Origin of the sequence: Acinetobacter sp. WC-141 (assembly GCF_000313935.1) — a bacterium.
Classification (GTDB): domain Bacteria; phylum Pseudomonadota; class Gammaproteobacteria; order Pseudomonadales; family Moraxellaceae; genus Acinetobacter.
Map to the genome: position 1 here is coordinate 39,309 of NZ_AMSS01000020.1, position 19,023 is coordinate 58,331.

Annotated in this window: 18 protein-coding genes and 1 pseudogene; 9 read left to right on the forward strand and 10 right to left on the reverse strand. The window is 40.0% G+C overall.

Features of this window, described 5'->3' with window-relative positions; all coding sequences use genetic code 11:
• Positions 1 to 2: 2 nt before the first annotated feature.
• Together ACINWC141_RS03505 and recG are read right to left on the reverse strand one after the other, a co-directional pair.
• Positions 3 to 632 carry a ComF family protein gene (locus ACINWC141_RS03505; RefSeq protein ID WP_009388038.1) on the reverse strand — a complete coding sequence of 210 codons (630 nt, stop codon included), beginning with the start codon at positions 630 to 632 and terminating at the stop codon, positions 3 to 5.
• On the reverse strand, positions 625 to 2,670 hold the full coding sequence (gene recG / locus ACINWC141_RS03510) for an ATP-dependent DNA helicase RecG (protein ID WP_009388026.1): 2,046 nt from the start codon (positions 2,668 to 2,670) through the stop codon (positions 625 to 627). Before recG ends, ACINWC141_RS03505 begins: the two co-directional genes overlap by 8 nt.
• A 20-nt stretch (positions 2,671 to 2,690) precedes the next feature.
• Between recG and ACINWC141_RS03515 the strand changes: the two genes are divergently transcribed.
• Both ACINWC141_RS03515 and ACINWC141_RS03520 read left to right on the forward strand, forming a co-directional pair.
• Entirely contained in the window at positions 2,691 to 3,506 is an 816-nt protein-coding gene (locus ACINWC141_RS03515) for a Rossmann-fold NAD(P)-binding domain-containing protein (protein ID WP_009388028.1), read from the forward strand.
• A 79-nt stretch (positions 3,507 to 3,585) separates the two neighbouring features.
• The gene (locus ACINWC141_RS03520; RefSeq protein ID WP_009388000.1) at positions 3,586 to 4,569 is read left to right on the forward strand and encodes a putative solute-binding protein; all 984 of its coding nucleotides are present in this window, start codon (positions 3,586 to 3,588) and stop codon (positions 4,567 to 4,569) included.
• A 46-nt stretch (positions 4,570 to 4,615) separates the two neighbouring features.
• Here the strand turns inward: ACINWC141_RS03520 and plsB are convergent, their stop codons facing one another.
• The gene (gene plsB, locus ACINWC141_RS03525; protein WP_009387997.1) at positions 4,616 to 7,183 is read right to left on the reverse strand and encodes a glycerol-3-phosphate 1-O-acyltransferase PlsB; all 2,568 of its coding nucleotides are present in this window, start codon (positions 7,181 to 7,183) and stop codon (positions 4,616 to 4,618) included.
• A gap of 276 nt (positions 7,184 to 7,459) precedes the next feature.
• Here plsB and ACINWC141_RS03530 point away from each other — a divergent pair, with 276 nt between their 5' ends.
• The gene (locus ACINWC141_RS03530; protein ID WP_009388043.1) at positions 7,460 to 8,332 is read left to right on the forward strand and encodes an acyl-CoA thioesterase; all 873 of its coding nucleotides are present in this window, start codon (positions 7,460 to 7,462) and stop codon (positions 8,330 to 8,332) included.
• 109 nt (positions 8,333 to 8,441) lie between these two features.
• A complete protein-coding gene (locus tag ACINWC141_RS03535) occupies positions 8,442 to 9,707 on the forward strand; it encodes a dicarboxylate/amino acid:cation symporter (protein WP_009388008.1) in 1,266 nt (421 codons plus the stop codon).
• Positions 9,708 to 9,754: 47 nt separating this feature from the next.
• Here ACINWC141_RS03535 and ACINWC141_RS03540 read toward each other — a convergent pair whose 3' ends face one another.
• The 7 genes and pseudogenes from ACINWC141_RS03540 to ACINWC141_RS03565 form a co-directional block, all read right to left on the reverse strand.
• Entirely contained in the window at positions 9,755 to 10,705 is a 951-nt protein-coding gene (locus tag ACINWC141_RS03540) for a metal-dependent hydrolase (protein ID WP_081399999.1), read from the reverse strand.
• A 123-nt stretch (positions 10,706 to 10,828) separates the two neighbouring features.
• Entirely contained in the window at positions 10,829 to 11,605 is a 777-nt protein-coding gene (gene yihA / locus ACINWC141_RS03545; protein ID WP_004789642.1) for a ribosome biogenesis GTP-binding protein YihA/YsxC, read from the reverse strand.
• A gap of 100 nt (positions 11,606 to 11,705) precedes the next feature.
• Positions 11,706 to 12,143: an RrF2 family transcriptional regulator gene (locus ACINWC141_RS03550; RefSeq protein WP_005301222.1), complete on the reverse strand. Its 438-nt coding sequence runs from the start codon at positions 12,141 to 12,143 to the stop codon at positions 11,706 to 11,708.
• Between the two features lie 85 nt (positions 12,144 to 12,228).
• On the reverse strand, positions 12,229 to 12,993 hold the full coding sequence (locus tag ACINWC141_RS03555; protein ID WP_009388021.1) for a globin domain-containing protein: 765 nt from the start codon (positions 12,991 to 12,993) through the stop codon (positions 12,229 to 12,231).
• Between the two features lie 2 nt (positions 12,994 to 12,995).
• Positions 12,996 to 13,123 (reverse strand): annotated as a pseudogene (locus tag ACINWC141_RS20010) (hypothetical protein).
• A gap of 15 nt (positions 13,124 to 13,138) precedes the next feature.
• Complete coding sequence (locus ACINWC141_RS03560) at positions 13,139 to 14,686, reverse strand: helicase HerA-like domain-containing protein (protein ID WP_009388030.1); 1,548 nt, start codon at positions 14,684 to 14,686, stop codon at positions 13,139 to 13,141.
• Positions 14,687 to 14,728: 42 nt separating this feature from the next.
• Positions 14,729 to 15,919 (reverse strand): PLP-dependent transferase, encoded by a 1,191-nt coding sequence (locus ACINWC141_RS03565; protein WP_009388007.1) that lies wholly within the window; start codon positions 15,917 to 15,919, stop codon positions 14,729 to 14,731.
• 168 nt (positions 15,920 to 16,087) lie between these two features.
• Between ACINWC141_RS03565 and ACINWC141_RS03570 the strand changes: the two genes are divergently transcribed.
• From ACINWC141_RS03570 to rplW, 5 genes are all read left to right on the forward strand, one after another.
• On the forward strand, positions 16,088 to 16,822 hold the full coding sequence (locus tag ACINWC141_RS03570) for a type 1 glutamine amidotransferase (protein ID WP_009388015.1): 735 nt from the start codon (positions 16,088 to 16,090) through the stop codon (positions 16,820 to 16,822).
• A gap of 252 nt (positions 16,823 to 17,074) precedes the next feature.
• Positions 17,075 to 17,386: a 30S ribosomal protein S10 gene (gene rpsJ / locus ACINWC141_RS03575; protein WP_000070912.1), complete on the forward strand. Its 312-nt coding sequence runs from the start codon at positions 17,075 to 17,077 to the stop codon at positions 17,384 to 17,386.
• Between the two features lie 58 nt (positions 17,387 to 17,444).
• A complete protein-coding gene (gene rplC / locus ACINWC141_RS03580; RefSeq protein WP_004639526.1) occupies positions 17,445 to 18,083 on the forward strand; it encodes a 50S ribosomal protein L3 in 639 nt (212 codons plus the stop codon).
• An 11-nt stretch (positions 18,084 to 18,094) separates the two neighbouring features.
• Entirely contained in the window at positions 18,095 to 18,697 is a 603-nt protein-coding gene (gene rplD / locus ACINWC141_RS03585) for a 50S ribosomal protein L4 (RefSeq protein WP_009388017.1), read from the forward strand.
• Complete coding sequence (gene rplW / locus ACINWC141_RS03590) at positions 18,694 to 19,014, forward strand: 50S ribosomal protein L23 (RefSeq protein ID WP_003653662.1); 321 nt, start codon at positions 18,694 to 18,696, stop codon at positions 19,012 to 19,014. The genes rplD and rplW overlap by 4 nt, the downstream gene beginning before the upstream one ends.
• The last annotated feature ends 9 nt before the right edge of the window (positions 19,015 to 19,023 follow it).

The window sequence follows — 19,023 nt, forward strand, 5'->3', positions numbered from 1 at the left end:
TTTTAACTGGTCAAAGTTGCCGCTAAACAAGCGGCATGGATAGATGTGCAACCTAATTGTTGAAGTGCTTGACTGAGCGCATGAATAGAGCTTCCCGTGGTTATTACGTCATCAATAATAAGAACACGGCGATAACGCCGTTTTTCTTGAGAAAGCGCAATAAATTGTTGCTCAATATTCTCAAAGCGTTCCAGTCGAGAAAGCCCTTTCTGCGAATGTTCAGCAAGACGTTGTACGGGCTGCCAAACAGGTATTTTTAATTGCTTGCTTAAGATATTGGCGAGTAACAATGACTGATTAAAACCACGTTCAATTAAACGTTGATTCGAAATAGGCATAGGCACAATAGCTTGTACTTTGGGAAATTTTAATTGTTTTAAAATTTCACCTAATAAGATTTGATAATGTAATTTTTGTTCATATTTAAACTGCTGAATGATCCGGCTAACTGGATAAGCATAATCACAGGCCACAAGAACTGATTGATCATTGCGTTGAATTGTTTGTTTAAGCCAAGGTAACTGCTTCCAACAATCCTTACAGAGTGAATGTTTTTCTCGTACACCTGACTCACATAATAAGCAAGGCGAGAGCAATTGAATAAGATACTGTGGGTTTAAGAAACTAAACATACGCGTAGCGAGGTGCTTCCGGAAGCCAACGTTTTAATAATGCATCTGCTTGTTCTGGATAATCCTTTAAGACTTGCTGAGCTACATAATGAGCTTGACTGAGTAAGTGATCATCACGCTCTAAACGAGCAACTCTAAACCCCATATCCCCAGTTTGTTTAGTGCCCAGTAATTCACCTGGTCCGCGTAACTCAAGATCTTTTTCTGCAATCACAAAGCCATCATTACTTTCTCTTAAAATAGAAAGTCTTTCTTGCCCATTTTGAGAAAGAGGCGTTTTGTATAAAAGTACGCAAAAGCTGGCTTGAGCTCCTCGACCTACGCGACCGCGTAATTGGTGTAGCTGAGAAAGTCCTAAACGCTCAGCATTTTCAATGACCATAATAGAAGAGTTGGGAACATCTACCCCAACTTCAATCACTGTCGTTGCGATAAGAAGCTGTAACTCATTATTTTTGAACGCTTGCATGACCGACTGTTTTTCGTCAGCTTTCATTTTGCCATGTACTAAGCCAATATTGAGCTCAGGAAAGCGCTCTTTCATTTCTTGATAGGTGGCTTCTGCTGCTTGAGCATCGAGAGTTTCAGACTGTTCAACCAGTGTGCACACCCAATAGGCCTGTTTCCCATCTCTACAATTCGAAGCAATTCGTTGCAGTACTTCCTCACGACGATCAAGTGGGATCGTAACGGTTTGAATTGGAGTACGGCCTGGTGGCAACTCATCAATAATTGATGTGTCTAAATCGCCATATGCGCTCATTGCTAGTGTTCTTGGAATCGGGGTGGCTGTCATCACGAGTTGATGTGGGGTGAATTGCTCAGCACCTTTATTACGTAAAGCTAAACGTTGGTCTACACCAAAACGATGTTGTTCATCAATGATTACTAGCCCTAATTTAGCGAAGCCAACATTGTCTTGAAATAGGGCATGTGTACCAACAATAAGTTCCGCGTGGCCTTCTTTAATCTGTTGTTCTGCTTGGGCACGGGCTTTGCCTTTTTGTTTGCCAGATAGCCACGCAACTGTAATACCTAATGGTTCAAACCAACGTTTAAAATTCAAATAGTGCTGTTCTGCAAGAATCTCAGTCGGGGCCATTAATGCAACTTGCCAATCGGCTTCTAATGCATGGCAAGCTGCTACAGCCGCAACTAAGGTCTTTCCGGCACCTACGTCACCTTGTACTAGGCGCAGCATAGGTTGGTTCTGCTTTAAGTCGCTCAAAATCTCTTTAGATACACGTTTTTGTGCATTGGTCATTTGAAAAGGTAAAGCTTCTAAAAGCTTTTTAGCTAATATTTTACTGCTTGAGAAAGCTGGGGATGCAATTTGACGAATATAAGCACGGCGATTAAGCAAACTAATCTGGTGTGCAACCAGTTCTTCAAAAATAAGTCGTTGTTGGGCTGGGTGTGAACCTTGGGCCAACTGGAGCATATTGGCATCAACAGGAGGCTCATGAATGTAATACAAAGCCTCTTTAAGCGCATAGCCATTGGTATATTTTTTAGGGAGCAGCTCTGGTAAAGCATCACTATGATGCTTTAAAGCTTGTTTTACATATTCACGTAATTTGGGCTGAGTTAGTCCGTCCGTGCTTGGATAAATTGCTGTAAGCTGGGTCTTAGGTAGAGGCGTATGTTCATGGATGAGCTGAATTTCAGGATGATACATCTCAAGGCCGCGAGCACCTACGCGAACTTCACCAAAAATACGTAAGCGATGACCAGGTTTTATTTTGTCAGTCAGGTTTTTATAAATATGATAAAAGCGTAAGGTGACTTTACCGAATTCATCCTGAACCAAGGCTGCCATAGATTTTCGTTTTCCCGGAGGGAAATCAATTGATCTGACCTCGCCTTCGAGTAAATAGCTACGTCCAACCACAAGTTGATTCATTGGAATAATCGTACTGCGGTCTTCATAATCACGTGGCAGATGAAACAGTAAATCATCTGTGGTAAAAATATTTAGTTTTTCGAGCAGGGCTGCTGAAGCCGATCCAACGCCTTGTAACTGATGGACTGAAGTCATGTCCCCTCAACGAGTTTTCTATGCATATATTATTTATCGGTTATGGTAAAACATCTCAGCGTGTTGCTAAACAACTATTTGAGAAAGAACATCAAATTACCACAATCAGCCGTAGTGTAAAAACGGATAGTTACGCAACCCATCTTGTTCAAGATATCTTTAAACTCGATTTAAGTAAAATCGAACCTATAGATGTTGTATATATTTTACTTTCTCCAAACGAGAGTACGGTTGAGGGCTACCAACATACTTATGTAGATAGTATTGAACCGATTCGAGATGCAATAAAAATACATCCAGTAAAAAAAATAATCGTAGTGTCGTCTACACGGGTATATGGTGAAAATGCAGGGGAGATCATTGATGATTTTAGTGAAATTCAACCAAGTGATGCACAAGGCCATATCTTGCGTAATATGGAGTTGCTTTGGCAGAAATATTATCCAAAACAAAGTGTAATTATTCGCCCAACTGGCATTTATGGCACTTCCATAGCCCGCTTGAAGAAAATGGCTGAAAATAGTCAAAGTTATCCAAATATTCATTATAGTAATCGAATACATATTGATGATTTAGCAAGATTTTTAGCCTTTATAGTCGACTATGAAACTGATCAAGCGAGCTATATTGTCACTAATAATCAACCATTGCCGTTGCATGAAGTTATCGTGTGGTTTCAAAAACAACTGGGATTGCCAAAGTTAACTTTAGAATCGAACCAAACTTCAGGTAAAAGAATTTATGCGAAACATTTGCCTGCAACAGGTTTTCAACTAGAACATCCAATTTGCTTTAATGACTATCTATTATGTTTAAATGTTCATGGTACAAAATAATATTTTGATTAAACTTTAAATAAGAATAGAAATACCTGATGAGGCAACCAAATTGCCGATAAAGATAAAAAGGTTGAAAGTGAAAAAAATATGCTTAGCTCTTATTTTGAGCTTAACAGCCGTCGCGAGTTGGGCCGAGGATCAGGTGTGGTGTGCATATGATCCGATTGGTTCCCAAGGGGATATCACACGTCGTTTAAATGACATTCGGTTATATGCCCAGCAATACCAAGTCAAATTTAAAGTAGTGACCTATCAAAAAGAACAACAGGCCATACAAGCGTTTGATGAAGGTAAATGTTCAGGTTTAGCGGCATCTAATTTTAATACTTATCGTTATAACCAGTTTATGGGGAGCACAGCTGGTATCGGGCTCATTCCTAATAATCGTACTGCTAAAAACCTATTGCAGCTTTTGAATCATCCAACAGTCGAGAAAAGACTAATTTCTAAAGACTATGAAGCTGTAGGCATGATTCCAATTGGCACTGCTTATATGGTCCTAAAAAATAAAAAAATCTCTAGAGTTGCTCAATTAAGAAATCAGCGTATTGGCGTGTTACCAAATAATCCACCACAACAAGCATTGGTACGAAGTGTAGGTGCTCAGCCAGTTTATGTTGATTTATCTAATGCGATTTTGCAATTTAAGCAAGACAAAATCGATATTGTCCCGGCCCCAGTGTATGGACTATTACCATATAACTTACAAAAAGAATTTGGTCCAGATGTCCAAGTCATTAACTTTCCCTTGGCATATTTTGGCGTTAATTTAATTATTAAGCCGCAAGCTTACCCTGCTAATTTTGGTCGAAAAATACGAGGATGGTTTGTGCAAAATAGTCAATTACTGACTAACCGCGCAACTCAGTGGGAAAATCATTTACCTGCTTATTATTGGGTGGATGTCTCTTTTTATGAGAAGCAAAGTTATGACGTGATGGTTGCCAAAATACGTAATCAGTACGTGCTTTCAGGTTATTACGATGCTTATTTTGTTCAACTTATGAAGCGTCTGCGTTGTATGGATGATCCACGCTATTTTGAATGCCCAATGCGCTAATAAAATAAAAGGCAACCGAAGTTGCCTTTTATTTTGAGTAAACATCTTAGGATTTTTTACGCTTTAAACGTCGTTTTGCTTGTTGAGATGCCATCGCTTCAAGTGCATCTTTTAGCTCTTCGTCGGTAAAGGTCGTGATGTGTTGCAACATTTGTAAGGTGACTTCATCAAGTACCAACTGTGCGCCAGCAGCCATTTGACGGAAATTATCATCAAACTCGATTTGACCTTGGTCATTGGTGCGAATGTAATTCTGCTGTGTAAGTACTTTTAAGAAGCTTTGGAATAAAGCTTTGTCGAAGAACTCTGGCGAATTAAATTCATATAGAACTGACAAGCGTTGTCCGAGTAAATGACTTAATTCTTCAACCTGTTTAGCAGAAATATTACCTGAACCACGTTGAGTAATGAGCGCAAGCGTCATGTAGTAACGCTCAAGACTTTGCTTAACAGGCGTAGCTAAAACAACAAGCTGATTATGCTCTTCAGTGTTTGGTGCAGAGCTAATCAAGTTACCTTCATCATCTTGCTGAATAAGGTTTGATTGAACCAATGCATTTGCATATTGCTCAATTTGTTCTTTAAGTTCGCTACTCTTCCATTTAAGGAATAACTCTGCTTTCAAGAATGGATACAGGGTGTAGATAACATTGGTTAAATCTGAACGGCTGATTTTTCCATTGTGTTCAACAAGTGATGCAACCAATGAAGGTAAGACAAAGGCGTGCAAAATGTTATTACGGAAATAGGTCAGAAGAACAGCTTGGTTATCTTCAATCGCAATAATATCGCCGAGTGCATGCTGAACTCGTTTAATGAGTTTAAGCTTTAAACCATAAGCAATGATTTCTTTACCAGAAAGGGGGGTAACTTCCATACGTTGGTCATATGGGAAGTTCGATGCTAGATTGCGATAAGCTTCAAGCTGCTTAATACAAATTTCTTCATCCAGCGTATGCTTTGGAGTTGCAAGCAAAATAATAGAAAGTAAAGAGACAGGGTTAATCACCACAGCTCGGTTAATGTTTTCTAAAATTGCATGTGCAGAGCTATTTACTGCATCTGAAACCGCTTGAGGAATTGGGTCGTCATTTTTCTCGATAAAAACGTTTTCTGCATTATGTTGTTTAAGCAGATCATCAAGGAAAACAGGTTCACCAAAGTTCACGTGGACTTTACCGAAAATACGTTCAATTTTTCGTAAGGTTTTCACAATACCAAAAATTGATTCAGCTTCTTTCGGTTTACCTTGCATTTCGCCTACGTAGGTCGAGCCTTCCATCAGGCGTTCATAGCCAATGTAAGTTGGGACAAAGACAATTGGCTTTGTACGACCACGTAAATGACTATGAACCGTCATAGCAAGCATGCCAGTCTTAGGCGGTAATAGACGCCCTGTACGCGAACGTCCACCTTCAATAAAGTACTCAAGTGGCGTGTTACGTGACAAAATACTATATAAATATTCTTTAAATACTGTTGTATAAAGGCCATTGCCGCGGAAAGAGCGGCGAATAAAGAAGGCGCCACCACCACGTAAAAGCTGACCAACGAAAGGCAAGTTTAGGTTATCACCCGCAGCAATATACGGAACCATAAGGCCACGTCGATAAATCACATAAGACAATAATAAGTAGTCAATATGGCTGCGGTGGCAAGGCGTGTAAACCACTTCATAATCTTTTGCCAGTTCACGAACGGTACTGAAGTTATGCACATCTACGCCGTCATAAAGCTGGGTCCATAAGCGCGTTAAAGCAAGATCGGCAAAGCGGACTGCTGAGTGTGAATAATCCGATACGATTTCATTTACATAACCAATCGCACGACGTTCAGCTTCGAGCATACTGACTTTCCCGCGAATACTTTCACGGCGGATTGCTTCTTGAACATCACGAGATTTCACAACCGACTGCATGACATTACGGCGATCCGATAAATCGGGGCCTAAGACCACTTCACGCTGACGATCTAAGTAATCATTTAACGTACTTACAATATAAGTGGCTGGCGAAAGATTTGGATAATGCTGTTGAGCGTATTCAACTAGTTCACGTAATGATTGTGGCTCATGAAACTCTAAATAAGATTGGCGGCCATGTAAGCCAATGTTGACCAATTGCTTAACGGTGCTTGGTGTAGCCCATGTGTCTGAAAATAAGAGCTTAAACCAAGAGTCTTCTTTATCTGGTGAGCGGCCCCATAAAACAGTAACCGGAACAAGCTCTATATCAAGTTCAGGATTTTCTTGTAAGACTTCAATCAGTTTTAATAAGCGTGGTGGAAAAGCATGAGGAGGAGGATTCAGTAAATTATTTTCATCATTGTGCTGTAAAAATAAAACTGATGCTTTTTCCTGATGACTCCCAACAACTAATGGGTCTAACGCAGGTTTTAAATTTAAACGACGCGTTTCCCCATCAACTACCAAAGCATTGCTTCGAGAGTGGTTTTGTAAGACATAGCACACCACTTTCTGGCGGTCAGTCTTTGCTTCTGTTGTTTCTGATACTGGTTCAGTAGGAACTTCCCCAAGAACATGTGGTGTTACCACGAGGTCAAGTAGCTTACTCGAAAGCCGACGATACATTTGACCAAACCCACTCTTGGACATAAGAACTCCTACTTCTTAAAGACAAATCCCAGCACCAAATGCGGAGGGTAATTATTTTGAGGCATTTATTGAAAAAAACAATATGCTAATAGCTTATAAATTATAATGCTTTTGGCATATTTTATCGTTAAAAATCGTATTTTTAGCTGTTATATAAGCAATGTTCGTCAGAAGTTGACTGATTGTTCCATGTTCAAATAGTTTTTTATGGCACAATAGATTCTACACATCTGTCCTTTAATACGATTTTTTACCTGAAATATGAAGGTATCTCTCATGAATGCGTTAACCCAAGAACTAGTCGAGCTTCTCACTTTAGAAAAGCTAGAAGAAAATATTTACCGTGGCATGAGCCGTAATCTTGTCGGTAAACGTGTCTTTGGTGGACAAGTTTTGGGTCAGGCTTTACGCGCAGCATCTTATACAACTGATCGTCCAGCGCATTCTTTGCATGCATATTTTTTGTATGGCGGCGATATTAATGCCCCAATTATCTATGAAGTAGACCGTTTACGAGATGGGAAGAGTTTTGTAAGTCGTCAAGTTCGTGCGATTCAGCATGGTCGAATAATCTTTTCAGCGATGGTTTCTTTTGCTAATCCAGAAGAAGGTTTGAATTACCAACATCAAGAACCTGAGTATCCTGCACCAGAAACGCTTAAATCTGAAAATGAGCTGAAACAGGGTATTTTAAATTTTGTTCCTGAAAATGTTCGTGCTAGTTTCATGCGTGAGCGTCATGTAGAAATTCGCCCAATTGATCCGGTAAATCCATTTCAACCGCAACCAGAAGCTCCCTATAATGCGCATTATATTCGCACGCATGACCGTATTCCAAAACAATTAGATGATATTGCCTTACATCAAGCGATTGTTGCGTTTTATTCAGACTTTACCTTAATGACAACGGCTTTAAGACCGCATGGGTTGAGTTATATTTCTCCAAGTTTGCAATGTGCAAGTATTGATCATGCAATTTATTTCCACCGTCCGCTGCGTGCAGATGAATGGATGCTTTATGACATGGAAGCCACGGTGAGTGCGGCTTCAAGAGGTCTAAATTTCGGTCGCATGTGGCAAAATGGCCAACTTGTATGCAGTACTGTACAAGAGGGTTTAATTCGTTTGCGGGAAATTGAAACCCAATAGACCTCTTAACAGAGCCATCTAATCAGATGGCTTTTTTATTTTTAATGGGAACGATGTGACAAAAAATTGCTCGAATGAAAAGCAACCTCATGTCATATTGTAAACAGGTATGCCAACTGAAAAAAATAATGCTGATATGAACTTAAATACACAAATTCTGATTGCCGCCATATTAGGTTTAGCCTTTGGTTTCCTACTCACCATGTATCCAGATACAGCTTTTGTAAAGCATAGTTTATATGGGCTTGGAATATTAAGTAGTGTTTTTATTGGGCTTCTTAAAATGCTTTTGGTGCCTTTAATTTTTAGTTCGATTGTTGTGGGGGTATCAAATCTACAAGCAGGCGGACAGTTAGGGCCAGTCTGGAAAATCACATTTTTATGCTGTTTAACCACAACAACTTTAGCCCTAATTCTAGGTATTAGTTGTGCTCATTTGTTTGAGGTTGGGCGTGGCATAGATATTTCTATTTTCCAGACATCCATGCAAAACTATCAAGCACCAGATAGCTTAAATCCTGCAAGTTTTTTCACTAATTTTATTCAAAATACTTTAATCAACCCATTTAAAGCGTTTAGTGATGGTAACGTATTGGCCGTTGTGGTCTTTGCCTTATTTGTTGGCGTGGCTTTAGTGCAGGGTGGAGAGCGTTTCAAAAGTATTCGTCTATTGAGTCACCAGTTTTTTGAAATGATGATGATGCTCGTTGGCTGGGTAATGAAGCTAGCGCCATTGGGTATTTTTGCTTTATTAGCAAAGCTAATGGCAACCGAAGACATTTCAGTATTAAGTCGTTTGGCTGAGTTTGCGGTCGTTGTAACAGGTACAACCATTTTTCATGGCGCTGTTGTTTTACCACTACTGCTCTGGATCTTTGGTCGCATGAGCCCTTGGACTTTTTTCAAAGGAACACGTACAGCGTTAATTACAGCATTTGCAACGAGTTCTAGCTCTGCGACGATGCCGCTTAGCATGAAGTGTGCACAAGAAAACTTAGGCGTTCGCCCTCAAACAGCGGGATTTGTTATCCCACTTGGCACTCAGCTTAATATGGATGGTACTGCTTTATATGAGGCGGCAGCTGCACTGTTTGTCGCAAATTTGGTAGGACTAGATTTAAACCTGACACAGCAAATTATCGTGTGTTTAACGGCAATGATCGCATCACTTGGTGCACCTGGAATCCCAAGTGCTGGCATGGTAACTATGATTATGGTTTTACAGTCGGTGGGTTTACCAGCCGAGGCAATTGCCATTCTACTGCCGATTGACCGCTTACTAGATACAGTAAGAACGGTGGTAAATGTGCAGGGTGACATGATGATTAGTGTTGTTGTAGATCGTTATACGAAAGATAAAGATATCAGTGTCTAATATCTCGAAATAAAAAAAGCAGGATTTAAAATCCTGCTTTTTTTATTTTAAGCAGCTTGAAGTTCTGCTCTTTTTGCTGCTGGAGATTGCGATAAATAGCTAACGGCATCTTCAGTGCTACCTTCTTTGACCGGATCATACCAAGGCATGAGGTAATCAATTTGTTGGGCAATTAGCCAGATTGGGTTTGGTAGAACCTGATTATCTTTTCGGCTAATTTTGTACCATTCTAAAGCGACCCATACTGGGAAAAATCTAGATTTAGCGGCATCTGAAAAGCGTGGATCTTGTTTCATGATGTGTGCAGCGCCGTCTACCCATAAACCAAGTACCAGCACAATCACGGCAAGGCTTAAATAGTAGCGTGGAATATAGCCACCACCAAGATGACGATATAAATCAAATGCTACAGTACGGTGTTCAATTTCTTCTGAACCATGCCATTTAACCAGATCGACCATTTCAGAGTCGGCACCTAATTCTTCCCAACGCTTGTTATATAGCGCATATTTACCTAACACGCAGGTCATATGTTCAACAGTGGCAACAACGCCTAAGCGGAATAAATCCCACTGACCTTGTAAAAAATTTGGAACTTCTTTATCAAAAGGTTTATCTGCTAAAGCTGTCGTAAATAAATAGTTCATAATGTCCAGATTTCTCTGGATATCAATATTACGGACGCTTAAATACTCTTTGTTTGCAGAGGTGTGTGCATTGGCATGCATAGCTTCCTGACGGATAAATGCCTGTACATCCTGTTTAAGTTTTTCATCTGTGATTTGCGGTAAGACCTTATTATACAAACGGCAAAACCAGAACTCTCCAGCAGGCAAGATATTATTAATTTCATTAATAAAATAACTTGCGAAAGGCTGATTAGGAATCCAGTCGACAGGGGTTTCTTTCCAGTCAAATTTCACTTTACGTGGAAGAATTTTATAATCAATAGAAGAACCTAAAGCCTTGTTCTTCAAAAAAGATAACAATTTCATCATTTAGTCCTGATTTTTAACTCGATGAAGTTATAACGAGTATAAAAAAAGCCCCTACATTTGTGTTTAGCAATAGGGGACAATTGAATATAAATTTAATGAAAAAATTGTATCTGTGAGGATAATTTAGCTTTCAGCATCTTCATCTGTCGCTTCAGGGATTGAATCGACATCAAATTCTGGCTGTTGATCAAGCGTAAAATGTAGACGTCCACCCATGACACTTGCAAGTTCTTCCAAACCTAATTTGTTAAGTGAAGAGAAAAGCTGAATGGAAAAATCAAGCTTCATTTTTTTAAGTTGTTGTTTAACTTCAAGCAATACTTTATTTGCAGGACCACGATTAAGTTTGTCTGCTTTCGTTAAGAGTATATGAACAAATAGATGACGCGAATAAGCCCACTCTAGCATCATCATGTCAAAATGCTGTAGAGGATGGCGAATATCCATAAGTAAGACTAAGCCTTGTAAGCTTTTACGGTGAATTAGATAGTTTTCTAATTCCTTTTGCCACACCTTTTTCATATCTTCAGGTACAGCTGCATAACCGTAACCTGGAAGGTCGACTAAACGCTGATCGGGGTTACCTAGACTAAAGAAGTTAATCATCTGAGTACGGCCAGGCTTTTTAGAAGCACGGGCAAGTTGTTTCTGATTAGTTAATGCATTAATCGCGCTAGACTTACCAGCATTTGAGCGTCCTGCAAAAGCAATTTCGTAGCCACTATCTTCAACACAAAGTGCCAATTTCGGTGCACTCATTAGAAACTCAGCTTGGCGTAACCAGTTTAGAGATTGCACAGCATAGGCTGTGATCGCTGGATCTGGTGCTTTTTCATAGCTGATCTTTTGCTTGGGTGCGAGTCTGGCTTTGGTGTCTTTCGATTTTTCACTACGACGCATAAAAAATAACTTTTTAAATGAGAGGGCTCGCGCCTAGTATAAAGGAGCTTGGGTATTCTTGCTAATTTTCAATAAATCAACTTATGAAAATCAATAGAAGTTAGATTTCTAAAAAGGCAATAGGGGAGTTAGCAGGAGCAGATTTTGATTGCTGCAAAACTTCTCCGAGTGTGTATTGGTCTAGGCTTTGATAAAAGCTCTCTAGAGCTTGATCTAAAATACCTTTTAAACCACAGTGACTGCGTAATACACAAGGTGGTGTATTGCACTCAACGATTTGATTGTCACCTTGTAATATTCGAACAATTGAACCCAAATTGGAGTTAAGTGCATCTGGATTTAAGCGAATTCCACCGCCTTTTCCGCGAATGGTAATAATCCATTCTTGTTTGCCCATAAAGTGAACAACTTTAACCAGATGGTTTTGTGAAACATGCAAATCTTTCGCGATTTCTGCAATCGTGTAGGGTGCATCACTTGGGCGAGCAACATACATTAATATTCGTAATGCATAATCGGTAAATTTATTAAGCTGCATGATCACCAAAAATGGAAGAGAAAAAGGATGATCATCTTAGCCTGAAAGTTTAAATAAGAAAACTTTCAGGCAAGAGGTTTTTACATTACAGCGTTAAAGGAGCTGAAACCTGTACTTGATCGCCCACTCTATAATGTTCAAGCAAGATGTTTGAAACTGAAAATTCAGTATGGTTTTCTTCAGGTTGAACTTCAAAATGATATGAGTTGTTTTCTTGAGCTTCTGTAAATTTAAATGCTTTAGGTTGTTCAAGCTGCTCATTTGGAACTTGCACTTTAACAGAAATAAAAGCATTTGCAGGACTGGTTAGTACTTCTTCATGGTCAGTTGCTTTTAAGGTGAAACGTTTACCAGATTCAAGAGGATCGATTTGTGTAATTTCAAATGAGCGCCAGCCTGCCCATCCACCTTTTAAGCTCTCAAGTTGCTCATATTTTTGTTTTTCAACGCCAATCAAGATATCTGCTAATTGTAGATAAGCTTGCTTCCACGCTTCGATAAGCTCTGATTCAAATGGAACATTGAGTACTTCACTAATTGAATGAAGTAGGTTGTCACCAACAATTGCATATTGATCAGGTTGAATATCCAAGCTCACATGTTTAGTAGTGATACGTTCAACAGCTTTGGCTAGAACAGTAGGGTTCTCAATATTTTCTGCATAAGCAAGAACTGCAGCTGCAAGCGCACGCGGCTGACGTAAGCTCGTTTGGTCATCTAAGTTAAAAACATTTTTTAATTCGGGATTGTTATTAAGCATACGCTTATAAAAGTAGGTGGTCAGCGTAACACCGTGTTCACGTAAAACCGGTACAGTAGATTTAACAAGTTCAATTTGTTGTGGAGTCATGGCTAGACCTTATTTATCTGGCTATATAAGATGTATTTAAAATACATCTTTAAAAAAGTAATGGCAATAGCTTTTCGAGAAAAACCATAAAAAAATTAGGGAATATAAAATTCCCTAATTTAAAAGTGATATATAGTTAAGAAAGTTATTTGCCAAATAGTGAACCAAGCAGACCTCTCACTAATTTTTGACCTGTACTCCCGCCCAAACTTCGTGCCGCACTTTTTGCAAAAGTACCAACAATATCTTGCGTAAGCTTAGCTCGTTCACGTGCAGCTCGTTCTTCTTCTTTTAATTGTTCGCGTGCCAAGCGCTCTTGTTCCTTTGCTTGCTGTTTTGCTAAAGTTTCTTGCTCTTTTTCCTGCTGTTTAGCAAGTTCAGCACTTTGTTGTTGCTGTTCTCGTTCAGCGACTTTATTTTGTAGCATTTCATAGGCGCTATCACGATCTACAGCCTGTTCGTAAATGCCAGCAACAATACTTTGAGCAATAATGTTCTTTCGCTCTTCTGGTGTAATTGGGGTAAATGAAGAGTAAGGCGGCATCACCCAGCCACGTTCTACAATTTGTGGAGTACCTTGCTCATCTAGGCAGCTAATGAGTGCTTCACCAACACCAAGTTCAGTAATCGCTTCATCAACTTTAAAGTTTGGATTGGCTCGGAAAGTATCTGCTGCGGTTTTTACCGCTTTCTGATCTTTAGGGGTAAATGCGCGTAGGGCATGTTGAACGCGATTACCAAGTTGACCCAGAACACTTTCAGGTAAATCAAGTGGGTTTTGAGTAATAAAATAGATACCCACACCTTTAGAACGAATTAAACGAACAACTTGTTCAATTTTGTCTTGAAGTGCTTGGCTGGCATTGTCAAACAACAAGTGAGCTTCATCAAAGAAAAACACAAGTTTGGGTTTGTCTAAATCACCCACTTCTGGAAGCTGTTCAAATAGTTCTGAAAGCATCCATAAAAGGAAAGTGGCATATAGCTTAGGTGTATTCATGAGCTTGTCAGCAGCAAGAATATTAATGTAGCCATGTCCATTTGCATCGGTTTGAATGAAATCTAAAATATTTAAAGCAGGTTCGCCAAAAAACTGCTCTCCGCCTTGATCGGCAAGAGCCAGCAAATTGCGCTGAATAGCACCTAGGCTTGCTGGAGATAAATTGCCATATTCGGCTTTGAACTCGGCTGCATGTTCACTGACAAAAGTGATCATGGCTTTTAAATCTTTAAAGTCGACTAAAAGTAAACCTTGGTCATCTGCAATACGGAATACAGCAGAGAGCACACCCTCTTGTGTATCATTTAAATTGAGCATACGAGCCAATAAAATTGGCCCAATCTCAGAAATGGTGGTACGAATAGGATGGCCTTGTTGGCCGAACAAATCCCAAAAAACGACAGGATTTGCTGCGAAAGGAACGCTATCAATCTGCAAAAGCTTGAGTCGTTCATTAAACTTATCAGAAGCTTCGCCTGCTTTTGCAAGGCTTGAAACATCACCTTTTGCATCGGCAAGAAATACAGGAACGCCAATTCGAGAAAAACTCTCTGCTAAAACTTTCAAGGTAACTGTTTTACCTGTACCTGTAGCACCTGCAATTAGTCCATGACGATTGGCAAACTGGGAAAGCAAAACAATTTCTTTTGATGTGTCATTAATATTTTTAGCAATAACAATCGGTGTACCCATATATTTTTATCCTTTGGTTCGAGCCACTATAATGTTGTCGTTTTACAGCTGTTTCAGTGCATTTTCGATATCTTGAATTAAATCTTGCGGATCTTCTAGTCCTATACAGAAGCGAACCAATAATCCTTGTTGTAAATGTGTATTCTCAAGTTTTCGCATCATTTTTAAATCATATAGCATGATTAGACTAACTGGTCCCCCCCAGCTAAAACCAAGTTTAAATAACTCTAATGCATCGCAGAAACGACGTACTGCTGTAATGTCATAATCCGGTTTAAAAATAACACTGACTAAGCCAGCACTTTGACCGCTTGCGCAGATCTCTTGCCAATATTGGTGGCCTGGGGCGCTCTCATCACTTGGGTGTAGAACTTGTGAAAATTGAGGTTGGCCTTTTAGCCATTTAAGTAAAGTTTGAGCATTGGTTGACTGTTGTTTATAACGTAAAGACATATGAGCCAGACTACGTTGGACTTGAGCTGCATCGTCTCCAGAGACTGCAATACCTAAAATGGCATGTGTACGGAACAGGCGATGATGAAGTTTCTCATCACGAGTTACAATGCTGCCCATTAATATGTCACCGCCACCGCTCGGATATTTGGTGAGTGCATGGACGGTTAAGTCGACTGATAGATGTTCATCAGAAAAATCAAAAGCATTAAATGCTAACCCAGCTCCCCAAGTGTTATCTAGGGCTGTTAATACACCGTGTTTTTTGGCTTTTTTGACTAGACTCTTAAGATCAGGAAATTCTAGAGTAACTGAGCCTGCTGCCTCTAACCACAATAGTTTGCTTCTTTCGGTTGGTTGAAAGCTTGAAGCGTCAATAGGATTGTACACTTTGACAATAACGCCATATTGATTTTGCAGATGATTTAAATGCTCAAGGTTTGGTCCATAAATGTTGTCTGGTACCCATACTTCATCATTCGTGCTTAAAAATGCTGAGTTCACAACATTAATTGCTGATAAACCACTCGGTGCAAGCAAACAACGCAATCCACCTTCAATTTGCGCAATATTGTCACCTAAGGTGAAGGTTGTGGGGGTACCATGCGTCCCATAGCTATAGTCATAAGGGTCAGTCCAATGGCGATCAAAAAGGTGCGAAGTTGATTTAAAAATAATAGTTGATGCACGAAATAAGGGTGGTTGCACTGTTTCGATAAATTGCGGAGCCTTTCTTTGTGCATGAATGAGGCGAGTCTGGAAGTCGTTATGCTTTTTCATAGTGCGTTGCATTTTAGATAATAAAGTTAGATTAAGAGAAATTTATATTCTTCGCTAGATTTACGAAGTTTTATAAGACGTTTCGTTACAGTAGACCCATAAAATAAAAACTTGGCTTTATTTTTGCAAAGACCACTACAACATTCTAACAACAATAGGTTTAAGCGCATGAAGTCGCATTTACGTGTTCACTATTTTCAACATATCGCGGGTGAGGGATTTGGAAGTTGTTACTCATTTTTAAAAGCCCACCACGCCACCATTAGCTCTACGGAGTTTTTTGCACTTCCAGTTGATCGATCACTTGAAATAGAAGCCTTGCCCAGAATCGAAGAGGTTGATTTATTATTGGTCATGGGTGGAACCATGAGTGTAAATGATGAGGCAAATTTTCCATGGCTAAAGATAGAGAAAAGGTGGTTACGCCGTTATTTAGCAGCAGGAAAGCCGGCTATTGGTCTTTGTTTGGGCGGGCAGTTAATTGCTAATGCGTTAGGGGCCGCGGTGAGCCGTAATCGCTATCAGGAACTTGGATGGTCAACGGTTCAGAGGGTGGCAAATTTACCTCAAGAAAGCTTTCCGTTACCTGAAAAGATAAAGGTTATGCAGTGGCATAGTGAGACATTTGAAATACCTAAAGGCGCTATACACTTAGCTGAAAGTCAAGCTTGTCGCAATCAAATGTATCAGATTGGAAAAAATGTGTTGGGTTTTCAGTTCCATCCGGAGATGACACCAGCAACTTTAGCACTACTCCTTGAAGATGAAGAAAAATTGTCTGTTTTTGATGGAGAAGGAGAATATGTTCAATCTACCAATGAACTACAGTATTCAGAAGCACAAAAATTTGAGCAAGGTAATCAACTCCTCAATAAAGCGATTGAATTTGTAATAAATGCCTAGATGAACTTTGAATGCTCGGTTAAAGCAGGTTTTATAGAGAAAATAGAAAAAGAGAATTGCATAAGACTTAAACAATCGTTATAATGGGCGACCCTCAAAAGGAGGGGCATTTGCTGCGAAGAAAGTGGTAAATGTGCATTACAGTCGTGGCATCGATCATGACCTTAGTGATTTTCACTGCCTTTGACACTTACCGATAGGTGAGATGCGTCAAGGGTGATTCTTTATATGTTTGGCTTGGAGTTTACTGGTATGTCTAACCAGAGAATTCGTATCCGTTTGAAGTCTTTTGATCATCGTCTGATTGATCAATCTGCTCAAGAGATCGTAGAAACCGCTAAGCGTACTGGCGCACAAGTTTGTGGTCCAATTCCGATGCCTACTCGCATCGAACGCTTCAACGTTCTTACTTCACCGCACGTTAACAAAGATGCGCGTGACCAGTACGAAATCCGCACCTATAAACGTTTGATCGATATCGTTCAACCTACAGATAAAACTGTTGATGCATTGATGAAATTAGATCTTGCGGCTGGTGTTGATGTTCAGATCGCTTTGGGTTAAGGCTTTCGGTTGATTAACTTTCAAGTTAATTAGGCCGCTTTTTTAGAGGTTTATGCACATGGCTATTGGTTTAGTCGGTCGCAAATGTGGTATGACTCGCATCTTTACAGATGCAGGTGTTTCTGTACCTGTTACAGTCATCGAAGTCGATCCAAACCGCATTACGCAAATCAAAACACTTGAAACTGATGGTTATCAAGCAGTTCAAGTAACTACTGGTGAACGTCGCGAATCTCGCGTAACTAACGCTCAGAAGGGCCACTTTGCGAAAGCTGGTGTTGCTGCTGGTCGTTTAGTTAAAGAGTTCCGTGTTACTGAAGCTGAGCTTGAAGGTCGTGAAGTTGGCGGTACTATTGGTGTTGATTTGTTCACAGTTGGTCAAGTAGTTGACGTAACTGGTCAATCAAAAGGTAAAGGTTTCCAAGGTGGTGTTAAACGTTGGAACTTCCGTACCCAAGACGCTACTCACGGTAACTCAGTTTCTCACCGTGTATTAGGTTCTACAGGTCAAAACCAAACTCCTGGTCGCGTGTTCAAAGGCAAAAAAATGGCTGGTCACTTAGGTGATGAACGCGTAACAGTACAAGGTCTTGAAATCGTATCTATTGACGCTGAACGTTCTGTTTTAGTTGTTAAAGGTGCAATTCCTGGTTCAACTGGCGGTGACGTGATTGTACGTCCTACCATCAAGGCCTGAGGGGAAATACCGTGAATTTGAAAACTGTTTCCGGCTCTGCTGTTGAATTGTCTGAAGTTGCTTTCGGACGTGAATTTAACGAAGCTCTTGTACACCAAGTTGTTACTGCTTACTTAGCAGGTGGTCGTCAAGGTACTCGTGCTCAGAAGTCACGTGCAGACGTTTCTGGCGGTGGTAAAAAACCATTCCGTCAAAAAGGTACTGGTCGTGCTCGTGCGGGTTCTACTCGTAGCCCTATCTGGGTTGGTGGCGGTAAAACTTTTGCTGCTCGTCCACAAGATTGGTCTCAAAAAGTAAACCGCAAAATGTACCGCGGTGCAATGCAATGTATCTTAGCTGAACTTGTTCGCCAAGATCGTCTTGTATTAGTTGAAGAGTTTGCTATTACAGCTCCAAAAACTAAAGAATTGCTTGCTAAGCTTGGCGATTTAAATGCCGCTCGTGCATTGATCGTTACTGAAGCTGTAGATGAGAACTTATATCTTGCAGCACGCAACCTTCCACATGTAGATGTGGTGGATGCAACTGCAATCGATCCTGTAAGCTTGATCGCGTTTGATAAAGTTGTGATGTCTGTAGCTGCTGCTAAGAAAATTGAGGTAGAACTCGGATGAACAACGAACGTATCTATCAAGTCCTTAAAGGACCAGTCTTCTCAGAAAAGGCACAAGTTTTAGGTGATACTGTTGGCGTTCAAGTATTTAAAGTAGATATCAATGCTACTAAACTTGAAGTCAAAAAAGCAGTTGAAAAACTTTTTGGTGTAGAAGTTGTTAAAGTTAACACTACTATTACTAAAGGTAAAACTAAGCGCTTTGGTAAAACATTAGGACGTCGTTCTGATGTTAAAAAAGCATACGTCACCCTGAAAGCCGGCCAAGATGTTGAAATGGCTGACTTGGGCGATACCGCTGAAAGCGCAGCGGAATAAGGACGAAAA

Excerpts from the sequence above, each read along its gene's own strand:
- ACINWC141_RS03505 (WP_009388038.1), bottom strand. The coding sequence starts at position 632 with ATGTTTAGTTTCTTAAACCCACAGTATCTTATTCAATTGCTCTCGCCT.
- recG (WP_009388026.1), bottom strand. The coding sequence starts at position 2,670 with ATGACTTCAGTCCATCAGTTACAAGGCGTTGGATCGGCTTCAGCAGCC.
- ACINWC141_RS03515 (WP_009388028.1), top strand. The coding sequence starts at position 2,691 with ATGCATATATTATTTATCGGTTATGGTAAAACATCTCAGCGTGTTGCT.
- plsB (WP_009387997.1), bottom strand. The coding sequence starts at position 7,183 with ATGTCCAAGAGTGGGTTTGGTCAAATGTATCGTCGGCTTTCGAGTAAG.
- ACINWC141_RS03530 (WP_009388043.1), top strand. The coding sequence starts at position 7,460 with ATGAATGCGTTAACCCAAGAACTAGTCGAGCTTCTCACTTTAGAAAAG.
- ACINWC141_RS03535 (WP_009388008.1), top strand. The coding sequence starts at position 8,442 with ATGCCAACTGAAAAAAATAATGCTGATATGAACTTAAATACACAAATT.
- ACINWC141_RS03540 (WP_081399999.1), bottom strand. The coding sequence starts at position 10,705 with ATGATGAAATTGTTATCTTTTTTGAAGAACAAGGCTTTAGGTTCTTCT.
- yihA (WP_004789642.1), bottom strand. The coding sequence starts at position 11,605 with ATGCGTCGTAGTGAAAAATCGAAAGACACCAAAGCCAGACTCGCACCC.
- ACINWC141_RS03550 (WP_005301222.1), bottom strand. The coding sequence starts at position 12,143 with ATGCAGCTTAATAAATTTACCGATTATGCATTACGAATATTAATGTAT.
- ACINWC141_RS03555 (WP_009388021.1), bottom strand. The coding sequence starts at position 12,993 with ATGACTCCACAACAAATTGAACTTGTTAAATCTACTGTACCGGTTTTA.
- ACINWC141_RS03560 (WP_009388030.1), bottom strand. The coding sequence starts at position 14,686 with ATGGGTACACCGATTGTTATTGCTAAAAATATTAATGACACATCAAAA.
- ACINWC141_RS03565 (WP_009388007.1), bottom strand. The coding sequence starts at position 15,919 with ATGAAAAAGCATAACGACTTCCAGACTCGCCTCATTCATGCACAAAGA.
- ACINWC141_RS03570 (WP_009388015.1), top strand. The coding sequence starts at position 16,088 with ATGAAGTCGCATTTACGTGTTCACTATTTTCAACATATCGCGGGTGAG.
- rpsJ (WP_000070912.1), top strand. The coding sequence starts at position 17,075 with ATGTCTAACCAGAGAATTCGTATCCGTTTGAAGTCTTTTGATCATCGT.
- rplC (WP_004639526.1), top strand. The coding sequence starts at position 17,445 with ATGGCTATTGGTTTAGTCGGTCGCAAATGTGGTATGACTCGCATCTTT.
- rplW (WP_003653662.1), top strand. The coding sequence starts at position 18,694 with ATGAACAACGAACGTATCTATCAAGTCCTTAAAGGACCAGTCTTCTCA.